General features: G+C 59.3%; 9 protein-coding genes. 3 read left to right on the forward strand and 6 right to left on the reverse strand.

What is annotated here, in order from left to right:
- Positions 1–194 precede the first annotated feature (194 nt).
- Entirely contained in the window at positions 195–2,075 is a 1,881-nt protein-coding gene (locus ACA056_RS00615) for a methyl-accepting chemotaxis protein (RefSeq protein WP_497269723.1), read from the forward strand.
- 56 nt (positions 2,076–2,131) lie between these two features.
- On the opposite strand, the gene ACA056_RS00620 is transcribed toward ACA056_RS00615, so the two are convergent.
- The 5 genes from ACA056_RS00620 to ACA056_RS00640 all read right to left on the reverse strand — a co-directional run bounded on the left by ACA056_RS00620 (position 2,132) and on the right by ACA056_RS00640 (position 9,165).
- Complete coding sequence (locus ACA056_RS00620; protein ID WP_497269725.1) at positions 2,132–2,599, reverse strand: SRPBCC family protein; 468 nt, start codon at positions 2,597–2,599, stop codon at positions 2,132–2,134.
- A gap of 31 nt (positions 2,600–2,630) precedes the next feature.
- Positions 2,631–6,047: an amino acid adenylation domain-containing protein gene (locus tag ACA056_RS00625; protein ID WP_497269727.1), complete on the reverse strand. Its 3,417-nt coding sequence runs from the start codon at positions 6,045–6,047 to the stop codon at positions 2,631–2,633.
- Between the two features lie 13 nt (positions 6,048–6,060).
- Positions 6,061–6,990 carry a diiron oxygenase gene (locus tag ACA056_RS00630; protein WP_497269729.1) on the reverse strand — a complete coding sequence of 310 codons (930 nt, stop codon included), beginning with the start codon at positions 6,988–6,990 and terminating at the stop codon, positions 6,061–6,063.
- Positions 6,987–7,763: a DUF3050 domain-containing protein gene (locus tag ACA056_RS00635; RefSeq protein WP_497269731.1), complete on the reverse strand. Its 777-nt coding sequence runs from the start codon at positions 7,761–7,763 to the stop codon at positions 6,987–6,989. Before ACA056_RS00635 ends, ACA056_RS00630 begins: the two co-directional genes overlap by 4 nt.
- Positions 7,764–8,454: 691 nt before the next feature.
- Positions 8,455–9,165 (reverse strand): GntR family transcriptional regulator, encoded by a 711-nt coding sequence (locus ACA056_RS00640; RefSeq protein WP_497269733.1) that lies wholly within the window; start codon positions 9,163–9,165, stop codon positions 8,455–8,457.
- Positions 9,166–9,398: 233 nt separating this feature from the next.
- Between ACA056_RS00640 and lapG the strand changes: the two genes are divergently transcribed.
- Together lapG and lapD are read left to right on the forward strand one after the other, a co-directional pair.
- Positions 9,399–10,091: a cysteine protease LapG gene (lapG, locus tag ACA056_RS00645; RefSeq protein WP_497269735.1), complete on the forward strand. Its 693-nt coding sequence runs from the start codon at positions 9,399–9,401 to the stop codon at positions 10,089–10,091.
- Between the two features lie 14 nt (positions 10,092–10,105).
- Entirely contained in the window at positions 10,106–12,052 is a 1,947-nt protein-coding gene (gene lapD / locus ACA056_RS00650; RefSeq protein WP_497269737.1) for a cyclic di-GMP receptor LapD, read from the forward strand.
- A 160-nt stretch (positions 12,053–12,212) separates the two neighbouring features.
- Here lapD and ACA056_RS00655 read toward each other — a convergent pair whose 3' ends face one another.
- Positions 12,213–12,551 (reverse strand): tryptophan synthase subunit beta, encoded by a 339-nt coding sequence (locus ACA056_RS00655; protein ID WP_497269739.1) that lies wholly within the window; start codon positions 12,549–12,551, stop codon positions 12,213–12,215.
- Positions 12,552–12,598: the final 47 nt, after the last annotated feature.

Below are 12,598 nucleotides of genomic sequence, written 5' to 3' on the forward strand. Positions count from 1 at the left end.
CGCCGTTCGGCGGGTAACTGACAGGAATGCCGACCATTTCGTACAAACGCCTAAGATTTCTCCGGTTTGTGCCGAAAGCCTGAGGAGACATGCGTGCACCAAAGTAGAGCGGCCCCAGAGCCCTGCCTGCGCTGTTACATGGAATGTTGCAACCCGGAACGCATCCCCACTTTTTGCATAAGAAGTCCCATGAAATGAATCTCAAATTCAGCCATAAAATCCTTCTGGCCGCCTCCGGCGTCGTGGTGCTGGCTTTTGCGTTGTTCACTTTGTACAACGACTATCTGCAGCGAAACACCATCCGTCAAAACCTCGAATCAAGCGTCCAGCAGGCCGGCGATCTGACCGCCAGCAGCGTGCAGAACTGGATGAGCGGCCGCGTGCTGGTGCTGGAAAACCTCGCGCAAAACGTCGCCCATCAAGGCGCCACTGCCGACCTCCCTGGGCTGGTCAATCAACCGGCCCTGACCTCGAACTTCCAGTTCACCTACGTGGGCCAGGCCAATGGCGTGTTCACTCAGCGCCCGGACGCGAAGATGCCTGACGGTTATGATCCGCGTCAGCGTCCCTGGTACAAACAGGCCGTGGCTGCCGACAAGACTATGCTGACCCCGCCTTACATGGCTGCCGTCGGTGGCCTGGTGGTGACCATCGCCCTGCCGGTGAAAAAGAACGGCGAGTTGCTCGGCGTAGTCGGTGGTGACCTGAGCCTGGAAACCCTGGTGAAGATCATCAATTCGGTGGACTTCGGTGGCATCGGCCACGCATTCCTGGTCAGCGCCGACGGTCAGGTGATCGTCAGCCCGGACAAAGATCAGGTGATGAAAAACCTGAAGGACATCTACCCGAATGCCGGTGTGCGCATCGAGAAGGGCAATCAGGAAGTCACCCTGAACAAGCAGGACCGTATTCTTTCGTTCACGCCGGTCAGTGGTTTGCCGAATGCCGAGTGGTACATCGGTCTGTCGATCGACAAGAACAAGGCCTACGCACCACTCAGCCAGTTCCGCACTTCTGCGCTGATCGCGATGTTCATCGCCGTGACGGCCATTGCCGTGCTGCTGAGCCTGCTGATCAACGTGCTGATGCGTCCGCTGACCACCATGGGTCGTGCGATGCAGGACATTGCTCAAGGTGAGGGCGATCTGACTCGACGTCTGGCCGTGGAAAGCAAAGACGAATTCGGCGAACTGGGCGGTTCGTTCAACCAGTTCGTGGAGCGAATTCACGCGTCGATTTCCGAAGTGTCGTCGGCAACCCGCCAGGTTCACGACCTGTCGCAACGGGTGATGGCTTCGTCCAACGCTTCGATCGTCGGCTCCGACGAGCAAAGTGCCCGCACCAACAGTGTGGCTGCGGCGATCAACCAGTTGGGCGCCGCTACCCAGGAAATCGCCCGCAACGCCGCCGATGCTTCCCAGCACGCCAGCGGCGCGAGCGAGCAGGCCGATGACGGTCGTCAGGTGGTGGAGAAAACCATTCTGGCGATGACCGAGTTGTCGCAGAAAATCAGCCTGTCCTGCACGCAGATCGAAACCCTGAACGCCAGCACCGACAACATCGGGCACATTCTGGATGTGATCAAAGGCATCTCTCAGCAAACCAACTTGCTCGCGCTCAACGCCGCCATCGAAGCGGCCCGTGCCGGTGAAGCCGGTCGTGGTTTTGCGGTGGTGGCGGACGAAGTGCGTAACCTCGCTCACCGTACTCAGGAATCGGCGGAGGAAATCCACAAGATGATCACCTCGCTGCAGATCGGTTCTCGCGAAGCGGTGACCACGATGAACGCCAGTCAGGTCTCCAGCGAGCAGAGCGTCGAAGTAGCGAACCAGGCCGGTCTGCGACTGGTCAGCGTGACCCAGCGCATCGGCGAAATCGACAGTATGAACCAGTCGGTGGCCGCGGCAACCGAAGAGCAGACGGCGGTCGTGGAAACCCTCAATGTCGACGTTAACCAGATCAACCTGCTGAACCAGCAGAGCGTGGCTAACCTAAATGAAACATTGAAGGATTGCGATGCGTTGTCCCTGCAGGCAAACCGGTTGAAGCAGTTGGTCGACAGCTTCAAAATCTGATCAAACGATGTAAAAAAGCCCGCTGTGGAGTTATCCACAGCGGGCTTTTTCATGCCTTACGCAAACAGCTTCAACACATTGTTCATCGCATCATCGGCAAAGCCCTGCACGAAATCCTTGAACCCCGGCAGTGCCTCGGCGCCACCCTGTGCGGGTTCGGCGATGATGGTCCAGGTCGCTCGGGATTTGCCCGCCCCCAGCGGTTCGACACTCATCGCCGCCCACAAATTGTCCACGCCCAAGGTGTTGTAAATCGTGGTCCAGGTCATGTTCAGCGCCTGGTCATCCCGGGAGTTGAGTTGCTCGACCACCAGGTTGCCGTCCTTGAAGAATTTCTTGCGCAGGGAAGACACGCCTTCGCCGGTCATCTCGATGTGCGACAGCGCCGGAATGAATTGATCGAAGCCGGCAAAGTTACCGACCACTGCCCAGACCTTCTTGGCATCGGCCGGTACTTCCACCGAAGACACCACATGGCAGCCTTGAGGATTTTTGATCAGGGTATCGGGTTGCAGAGTGCTCATGGTCTTGCTCCATTCTTGGGGTTGGGTTGAATCAGATGAAATTGATTTCTTTGAGGTAGTCGCAGCCGCGACGCAGCAGCGCCGGGGATTTTTCCGGGTAATGCGCGCCCATCTGCCGCACGCCCGCTTGGGCGTTGGCGTGGCCGATCATTGAGATGTCGCCGATGTCTTCCTCGAAGCCGTTGAGGTAGAAACCGAGCACGCCGAACAACGCGTTGTCGCTGTCGACCCGGCCCAGTTGCTGCTGCCAGTCGGCGACGCTGACCATGGAAAACTCCCGACCGGCCTCACGGAATGACGCGACGTAGTTGTCCCAGCTCAGAGGCTCGGGGTTGTGCAGGTTGAACACCGCTTTTTCGGGTGAATAACGGCTGGCATGGAAGGCGATGAACCGGGCGAGAAAGTCCACCGGCATCAGGTCGAAGTTCAGCGCGAACTCCGGCACCTGGCCGAGCTGGATCGAGCCTTTGAGCATCAGCATCAAGCGATTCTTGTGAGGCTGGCAGACACCGGTGAGGCTGTTGAAACTGATGTTGCCGGGGCGATAAAGATTGACCCGTACGCCACGCTCGCGAGCCCGTTCGAGGATCCGCTCACCGACCCATTTGGACAGGTTGTAGCCGTTCTTGATGTAGATCGGCGGGGTCTGCGCGGCGGGCAATTCCAGTACCCGGCCATCGGCGGCAATCGTGCTGGACGCCGAGAGCGTCGAGACGAAGTTGAAGATTTTTTTGCTGCGCCCTTCACACAACCTAAGGCACTCGAAAATCGGCTCGACGTTGTCCCGCGCCAGCGACTCGTAATCGAGTACGTGATTGACGTTGGCGGCGTTGTGCACCAACGCGCCGAACTGCCGATCCAGTCGCTCGTAAACATCCGCTTCGAGCCCCAATGACGGACGCGTGATGTCCGCCGCATAAACCCGCACCCGACTCAGGTCCAGATGCTCCAGACGGTTTTCTCGCAGCGCATGGGCAAAACGCTCGGCCGCCGATTGCCCACCACCATCGCGCACCAGGCAGGCGACTTCGCTGGCGCCCCAGGCGAGCAACGCTTCGACGATGTGCACGCCGACAAAGCTGTTGGCGCCGGTAACGATCACCCGATGCACATCGCCCATGCGGTTGACTGGCAACGGCTGGATATCCAGTTCGCGGAAAGCATCGGCCAAGGCCTTTTCGCTCAAGACTTCTTCGGTGCCGGAGCCGCGCACCAAGGTCGCCAACTTCGCGATGGTCGGCAATTCGATGAAGCGATTGATCGAGATGCTGCGACCGAACTCCTCACGCAGACGCAACAGCATGCGCGACAGCAGGATCGAGTGGCCGCCCAGGTTGAAGAAACTTTCATCGGTGGAAATATCGCTGGCCGGTAGCTCCAGCAATTCAGTCCAGATCTCCAACAACAGCGCCTCATCGGCACTGGCGGGCAAGCGCCGCAACGTGTTTTCGGACACCTTCACGGGCATCGCCAGCAGCGCCTTGCGGTCAACCTTGCCGTTGCTGGCGAATGGCATGCTTGGCAGTTCGGTCCATGCGGTGGGCTGCATGTAATCCGGTAGAAACTGTGTCGCGTGAGCCTTCAGGGCTTCGCGAGCGGTGCCGGGTTGATCCTCCTGAGGCTGCGCGAGGAAGGCCAGAATCCGTCGATGGCTGTCGATGACCACTGCCACCTGGCGGTACAACCGACTGTCGCGCAGGCAGCGTTCGATCTCTTCCGGCTCGACGCGAAAGCCGCGAATCTTCACCTGATTGTCCCGCCGTCCGCACAGCTCGATGCCGTCGCGAGTCCACTTCGCCATGTCGCCGGTGCGATAGGCGCGCAGGCTCTGGCCATTCGGCAGGTTCAGGTTCAGATAACGTTCGGCGGTCTGCTGCGGGTTGTTCAGGTAACCCAGGCACACGCCCGGCCCGACGATGTACAACTCACCGACGGTCTGCTCGGCCACCGGTTGAAATTCCTCGTCGAGAATCAGCACCTGACTGTTAGCAATTGGCGCGCCGAGGGTGCGGTTGCTGTCGCCGGTGCGCAGTTGCCGCGCGGTAATCAACACCGTCGCTTCGGTCGGGCCATAGAGGTTGTAGAGGTTGCCCTGACGGGTGAGCTCCTCGATGACATAAGGTTCGCAGACATCGCCGCCGGTCATCACGTGATCGAGGCATTGCAATTGATCCAGCGGCAGGATGCTCAACAACGCCGGTGGCAAAAAGGCATGGCTCAGTTGTTGATGGCGGATCAGCTCGACCAGTTGCAACGGATCGCGGCGCTGATCGTCGCCGGGCACGATCAGTTCGGCGCCCTGGAGCAGGGTCGGGAAAATATCGATCAGCGACGAGTCGAAACTCAACGATGAAAACTGTAGCACCCGACTGTGCTCGCTCAGCTGCACATAGTCGGCGTACCACGCGGTGAAGTGCGCCAGGTTGGCCTGGCTGAGCAACACGCCCTTGGGATGGCCGGTGGTGCCCGAGGTATAGAGCGCCATGCACGGCGCATCTGGATCGGGTCGTTGGCGCATCAAGGGTTGATCGAGATCGACATCACCGATGTCGATGCGGCTGATGTCGAGTCCCGGCATTTGCGCCGCGAGCGGGTGCTCACCGTCATGCAGCAGCAAGACTGCTCCGGCGTTTTCCAGAATGTACTGCTGACGTTGCAGAGGATGGCTCGGCTCCAGCGGCAGGTACACCGCGCCGCTGCCAAGAACCGCGAGAATCCCCGCATACAACGCGCTGCATTTTGGCAGGCAGATCCCGATCACCAACGGCCCGTGATGCTGAGCGAGCAACGGCAGCAATCGCTGCTGGATCGCGCGGCTGTGGGCGTGCAATTGCCGATAGCTCAAGGATGTGCCGGCAATGTTCAGCGCGGGTCGTTCGGCACACTGGATGAAGCGCCGCTCAAGGCGCTCGATCATCGGGATTTGGCTGAGCGCCAGCAGCGCGGGTGCCGCCGTGAGGTTGAGCCGATGGAAAAACGCCAGGTTATCCAAGTAGAGCAAGTTTTCCACGTGCTCGAAGCGAGCGGGAGCAACAGGCTCAGCCAGTAGAAAATAGTCGGCATCGCGAGAGTAACGGCTGACCAGCAGCGCCACGTGATCGACCAATTCCGTCACTGCACGCAGGCGCAATGCCTGGCCATTGCCCGAAGGTTCGTCGGTGATCGGCACGCGAGTGAACAGCGTCGAACCGTATGTGCACAGCAGGTCCAACGGCGGCAGGCCAGAAATCCCAGGCACACCGATACCCAGTTGCAGCGTCAGTCGCGGTGCATCGCCGACGTCTTGAACAGGCAGGCTGGCGTCGTCGATCAGCAAATCAGCGTTACCCAACGGCTGCTCGTCGACGGCTGTCAGGCGCACCAGAGAGTGACCGTGTTGTTCAAGTTCCAGCGCCAGGTCGGTCAGGGCCTGGCTTTGTCCAATGAGCAGAATGTCGAGACGTCTCATGATGGGCTCCTCGTTAAACCAGGTAATCGCTGAGGGCGTCTTGCACGCACGGCGAATCGAGCAGCGAACTGCTGCGGAAAAACCGCACGATGTTGGCGACCAGCGGGTGATGGCGATTGATCGGGAAGGCCAGCCCCGACACTTCGCTCTTCAGTGCGTGGCGTGCGCCATCGGTGATCTGCAAGGATTCGATCAGGCGGAAGTCGAACGACTTCTGGATGTCGTTGGTCAGGTAATGGCCGATGAACACCGGCAGGATATGCGCGATGCATTGGCGGTCTGCTTCGCTCGCCGTGTGCCAGTAGATGCGCACCAGCCGCGCCCAGAATCCGGAGTGGCGACCTTCGTCGAGCAAGTGGTCGGCCATCAGGCCCTTGATCGACTGCTTGACCGTGTCGTCCTTGGCGAACGCCGCAACATCGCCGGTCACGGTGTTCTCGGCGATGGCCACGCAGATCAATTCCACGGCGCTGCGCAAGTGTTCCGGCGCGAGTGCCACGGCCGCTGGAATGGCTCGGCTGAGTTCGATTTCATCCGGCAGTTCGATGGGCGTGATGCCGGTCATGGCGACGGTCTGTTGCATGAAATCCATCGCCACCAGCGCGTGGTAATCCTCGTCCACCACCACGGTCATGGCGTCGTAGCGGCAGGCAAACGGGAAGGCCACGGCGAAGCGATTCTTGGCGATGCTGCGGGCGGTCTTGTCGACGATTTCGGTTTCGAAAATCACCACGTCGTTGATGAATTTGTAGAGCGTCTGCACCAGCGCAAAGTCGCGTTGCTCCGGGCATTCGCGCAGGAAGGTTTCGCTCAGCACCAACGGTTGGCGGCTCAACGGATAGATCAGCTTGTCGTCGTTCTCCAGCACGCGCCGGGGGCGGGTACGGATGGTCGCGCGGCTTTCCCAGGCGTCGGCGAAGGATTGGTAGTCAGCGGCGTTCATGCATTCACCTCGGCAACCGGTTCGCTCATGCTCAGGCGCAGGCCGTCCCACAGGGCGATGCGGCTTTCCACGGCAGCGATGGCGCTGGCGTAGACGTCTTCTTCGCGTTGCGGATCGCCATCGACCAGCCGGGCGAGAAGTCTTTCCGCTGCCGGGCCGTGGTCTTCGGAGTCGACTTCGATGTGGCGCTCAAGGTAGTAGCGAAAGGTCGGCGCTTGATCCAGACCAATGCCCCAATCATCGAGGATCCGCTGGAACATCTGCGGGATGACACTCTCCCGGCCATGCAGGAACACCGCCGCAACGCTATGGCCAGGCGCATGCAGCGCGGTGTGCAAGGTATGGCGCACAAACTGTGCGGCGGCCGGGTCGACGTCCACGCTTTGCAGTGCCACGTCATAGCTCACCCCCTCCTTTTGCAGCGTCACGAAGCGCTCGACTGCGACCGTGCTGGCACCGACTTCGCGCATCGCATCCAGGTACAACTCGAAATGGCTGTAGTGACCGTGAGCCGGACGATCATCGGACTCTTCACCCAGCACGATCTCGTTGATCAAGCGCGCTGCCTGCGGATCTCGGGGTGGCAGCCAGGGCAGCTGAACGCAGGTCAGTTCCTGCTGCAGGCGTTTGGTCAGTGACATGAAATCCCATACTGCAAACACATGGGATTCCATGAAACGTTGCAATACCGACAGCGAGTTGATTTCAGAAAAGATCGGATGAGCGCTAAGTTCTGCTTTCTTCTGGTTGAGGCGGTCTTTAGTCGGTTTCATGGGCGAGCCTATAAGTGAACTGGAAATTCCGTTGGGGGTGTTTGATAAGTAAGCGGTGGTTAGTGTGAACTTTTGTTGGCGAGCGGATGCCTCAAGCGAATTGATAGAGTGAATTGATAGAGTGAATTGCATTAAGTCGTTAAGTGACGGTCTGGCGCCCGTATTCAAGGCGGCGAAGAAAAACTAATACACTAATAAAGTGTCGGGCAAGTTATTTTTATATTATTTGAAAGTTCAACTTTCTTGCGCGCGACAAGTTCCAATAAAACTTTTCAGTTGAGTTTTATTTGGATGTAGTTACTCCTTCCGGCTTATATAAGTCAGAATTGAAATGAAGAGTGAATGCCTCACTCGAAGCAACTTTCTAACTGAATCGTTGACGGGGACTGAGGGGGCGGAAGTTGGCTGGGATCAACGCCGGTTCTTCCTTTCCCGTGGCAAGACTCCTTCCGTAGGTTCTTGATGCGGGGACTGCGCCGTTCGTGCGGTGCGTCGCCCGTTCATTATTTGTTGGCAGCCCAAGAGTGAGCGTAAATCACGACAGCCGCTATCACCGGCGCGTCATCGACTCGGAGTCATTGTTGGTCTTGAGAGGGGTAAATCGAGGGCGGGGCTTTGGAGAGGGGCGTAGCGCAGCGCGGCAAGCGAGAGCGAGCAGTTCGATCTGCTCGCTCTCGCTTGCCGGCGCGGTTTACTTGGAGGTTTTCTTGTTCAGCGCTTCAGGGCTATTGAGGTAGCGTGTGATGACCTCGACGCCCCGGTTGAGGTGATGTTCGAGCATCTTCACCGCGCGCTCGACGTCCCGGTCTTCGACGGCCAGCAACAGCGCCCGGTGGTCTTCCTGGGACAGTTTGCCCAGTCCCATGGCTTCCAGGTTGAAGCGCAGGAAGCGCTCCTCTTCGTTCAATCCGTCTTCCACCAGCCTCAACAGCCGTTGGTTCGGCGCCTTGCAGTACAGCGCCATGTGGAATTGCCGATTGAGCCGGCCGATTTCGGTGTAGTTGTTTTCCGTTTCCATGTCGTCGATATGACGGGCGGCCTGCTCGAAATCCTCCTTCTCGAGCAACGGGATCGACAGGCGCAGCGCTTCGGATTCCAGCAGGATCCGCAGCGCATAGGTTTCCACGGCATCGCCCTGAACCAGCGGTGCGACGACCGCGCCTTTATGAGCGATCACATTGAGCAACGCCTGGGCCTCGAGTTGGCGCAAGGCTTCGCGCACCGGCATGCGGCTGACACCGAAAAGATCGGCCAAATCTTGCTGACGCAGGGCGGTGCCGCAGGGAATGCGCCCGTCGAGAATGGCCGAACGCAGAGTTTCTTCGATCACCGAGCGTGCCAAGTGAGCGGGAATCGGCCCGTTGACCTTGATGCTGTTCAGAGGATTGAGCTTCTGTGTCACAACTACGCACCCTGTTTGACTGAAAGAATTTCGGATCCAAGAGGACCGTAGTGACTGCCTGACAGGTTGTCAAACGGACAAAAGCTCGCACCCTGACGGGGCCCCGATGTTTTTAATGACACCTGCCATACCAAGTTTAGCGCGCCAGCAGTGATCTCACCGTGCCATTGTCTTTTACCGGACTAACCTGCACCATCGACCGATTTCCACCTGCCTCATCTGGATGCCTCGCATTGGCGGTACGTTTCGCGATCCCTCGGACTTTGCGCTGGCTGTGCTGCGCGTTGCTGCTGGCCGGCGTTATGCTGGGCGGGCTGCATGCCGATTGGGATTTTTCGCTGATCAGCCGTCGCGCGCAGGCATTGTACGGGCCATTGGGCGAAGGACAGCCACGCATTGATGCCTGGCAGCACTTATTGGTCACGCAAAAGCAAGTTGGCGAGCTCGAACAGCTTAAAGTGGTCAACCAGTTCTTCAACAAACAGATGCGTTACGAGGAAGACATCGACCTGTGGCACGAGGTCGATTACTGGGAAACACCCATCGAGGCACTTTGGAAGGGCGCCGGCGATTGCGAAGATTACGCGATCGCCAAGTATTTCAGCCTGCGTCGTCTCGGCGTCGCCAGTGACAAGCTGCGCATCACTTACGTCAAGGCCTTGCGCCTGAATCGGGCGCACATGGTGTTGACCTACTACTCAAGCCCCGAGGCCATGCCGCTGGTACTCGACAGCCTGATCGATGCGATCAAACCGGCCAGCCAACGAACCGATTTGCTGCCGGTCTACTCTTTTAATGCCGAAGGGTTGTGGTTGCCGGGCGCCAAGGGCAACAAGAAAGTCGGTGACACCAAACGCCTGTCTCGTTGGCAGGATGTGTTGAAGAAAATGCAGGCCGAAGGTTTCCCGGTCGAGACGACTAACTAGGAGCACGCGCTCAGATGTCCTTGTTCAAACAGCTGTTGATCGCTATCTGTCTGTTCCTGGTGATCGCCTTCACCGGTAGCTTCGTGGTCAGCCTGGAAAGCTCGCGCACCCAATACGTCAACCAGTTGCGCTCCCACGCCCAAGACGCCGCGACCGCATTGGCACTGTCCCTGACGCCGAACATCGACGACCCGGCGATGGTCGAGTTGCTGGTCAGTTCGATCTTCGACAGCGGTTATTACGCGAGCATCCGCGTGGTCGACCTCAAGACCGATCAGACCATCGTCGAGCGCAGCGGCATTCCAGCGGTGAACAACGTGCCGGACTGGTTCGTCAAAATGATCGGGCTGGAAGCGGCCGGTGGTGATGCCCTCGTCAGCCGTGGCTGGGAACAGGCGGCGCGGGTCGAGGTGGTCAGCCACCCGATGTTCGCGTTGGCCAAACTCTGGCAGAGCGCGCTGGGCAGTCTTGGTTGGTTGCTGATCTGCGGTGCGGTGAGCGCGGTGCTGGGCGCGCTGTTGTTGCGCCGGCAACTGAAGCCGCTGGATTACATGGTCAAGCAATCCCACGCCATCGCTCGCCGCGAATTCCTCAGCCTGCCGCAACTGCCGCGCACGCCGGAACTGCGGCGTGTCGTACAGGCCATGAACCAAATGGTCGAGAAGCTTAAGGCGCTGTTCCAGGAACAGGCCGAGCGCAGTGAAAAACTGCGAGCCGAGTCCTATCAGGACAACCTGACGGGGCTGGCCAACCGTCGTTATTTCGAAATGCAATTGAACGCCCGAGTGAGCAATCCGGAGCAGGCGAGCTCCGGTTATTTGCTGCTATTGCGGGTAAGGGACCTTGCCGGGTTGAACCAGCGGCTGGGCGGTCAACGCACTGACCAGTTGTTGAAAGCGGTGGGCGAGCAGCTGTCCCGAGAGTGTGCCAAATACCCGGAAACCCTGAACCTCGTGACGCGGATTCGCGGCGGTGAGTTCGCCGTGCTGGCGCCGGGTCTGGTGCGCGAAGAAGCGCTGCAACTGGCGCAGAACCTCGACAGTGCCTTGGCGAGCCTGCACGCGACGGGTGCCACCGACGTGGCCTCGGTGGCCTCGATCGGGCTGGCGCCGTTTATTCATGGTGACTCCCCGCAAGCGGTGCTCGGGCTGGGCGATCAAGCGTTGGCTCAGGCTGAAGGGCAGGGAGAACAGAGCTGGGCGTGCCTCGATCACAGCGCCTCGGTTAGCGTCGGCGATGACCATCACGCCTGGAACAACTTGCTGGATCAGGCGCTGAATCAGCGGCGGTTCCAGCTGTATTTCCAACCGGTCGTGGCTAGCCAGGACACGCAACTGGTGCTGCATTACAAGGTGCTGTCGCGTTTGATCGACGATGAGGGCCAGACCATTCCCGCCGGGCGCTTCCTGCCGTGGCTTGAGCGCTTTGGCTGGACCGCGCGGCTTGATCGGCTGATGCTGGAGCTGGTGCTTGAGCAGATGGCCGATCATGAAGAGTCGCTGGCGCTGAACCTGTCTTCAGCGACGCTGGCCGATCCGCAGGCGTTGAATAAAGTCTTCGAAATCCTGCGTCAGCATTCGGATCTCGGGGAGCGATTGACCCTGGAAATCGGTGAGGAGCAGTTGCCGGAGCAAGCCATGCTGGAAGAGCTGACGCGACGCCTGCACGAACTCGGGTTCTCCCTGAGCCTGCAACGCTTTGGCGGGCGCTTCAGCATGATCGGCAACCTGGCGCGGCTTGGGTTGGCTTATCTGAAGATCGACGGCAGTTACATCCGGGCGATTGATCAGGAGAGCGACAAGCGCCTGTTCATCGAGGCGATTCAGCGGGCGGCGCACAGCATCGATTTGCCATTGATTGCCGAGCGGGTCGAGACCGAAGGGGAGTTGCTGGTGATTCGGGAGATGGGGTTGTATGGGGTTCAGGGGCAGTTGTTTGGTGAGCCGAAGCCTTGGAAGTAATGCGTCGTCGGTGATGCCGCCATCGTCGGATCGCCGCCCGGAGCAAGCTCGCTCCCACATTGGTTATGTGTCGTACCGCAACTTGTGCGTACAACCGAATCCCCTGTGGGAGCGAGCTTGCTCGCGATGGCGTCAGCGCAGGCTACGAAGAAGGTGGGCGTTAGATCAACCCCGTCTCTTCATCATCGATCAATTGGCTCAACCCGCCCAACGCTTCACGGGCCTGGGTCCGGTCCATCAGCTTGGCTTGTGCAGCCGGCGGCAGGTCGGTGACGCGGATCACCCCCTTGCTGGTCAACACCTGGATCAAATCGTCGAGTACCCGGATCATTTCCAGGTCGCTCTGCTTGAGCTGTTTGAGGCTGGTTTCCACGACCTCGTTGGCGTACCAGGCCTGGATTTCATGGTGGTCGGCCGGCAGTGTTTCCGTGGCCTCGGCGTAGGCCGTGGCTTCCACGCGCACTAACTGACCTTGCGCATCGCGTTGCACGTAGAACATTGAACATCCCTCGGAAATGGACCAGCGTCATGCTGTCAGCAGCATAG

The organism is Pseudomonas sp. LBUM1666, from assembly GCF_059695775.1.

Bases quoted from the DNA above. Each gene is read 5' to 3' on its own strand.
- ACA056_RS00615 (WP_497269723.1), top strand. From the start codon at position 195: ATGAATCTCAAATTCAGCCATAAAATCCTTCTGGCCGCCTCCGGCGTC.
- ACA056_RS00620 (WP_497269725.1), bottom strand. From the start codon at position 2,599: ATGAGCACTCTGCAACCCGATACCCTGATCAAAAATCCTCAAGGCTGC.
- ACA056_RS00625 (WP_497269727.1), bottom strand. From the start codon at position 6,047: ATGAGACGTCTCGACATTCTGCTCATTGGACAAAGCCAGGCCCTGACC.
- ACA056_RS00630 (WP_497269729.1), bottom strand. From the start codon at position 6,990: ATGAACGCCGCTGACTACCAATCCTTCGCCGACGCCTGGGAAAGCCGC.
- ACA056_RS00635 (WP_497269731.1), bottom strand. From the start codon at position 7,763: ATGAAACCGACTAAAGACCGCCTCAACCAGAAGAAAGCAGAACTTAGC.
- lapD (WP_497269737.1), top strand. From the start codon at position 10,106: ATGTCCTTGTTCAAACAGCTGTTGATCGCTATCTGTCTGTTCCTGGTG.
- ACA056_RS00655 (WP_497269739.1), bottom strand. From the start codon at position 12,551: ATGTTCTACGTGCAACGCGATGCGCAAGGTCAGTTAGTGCGCGTGGAA.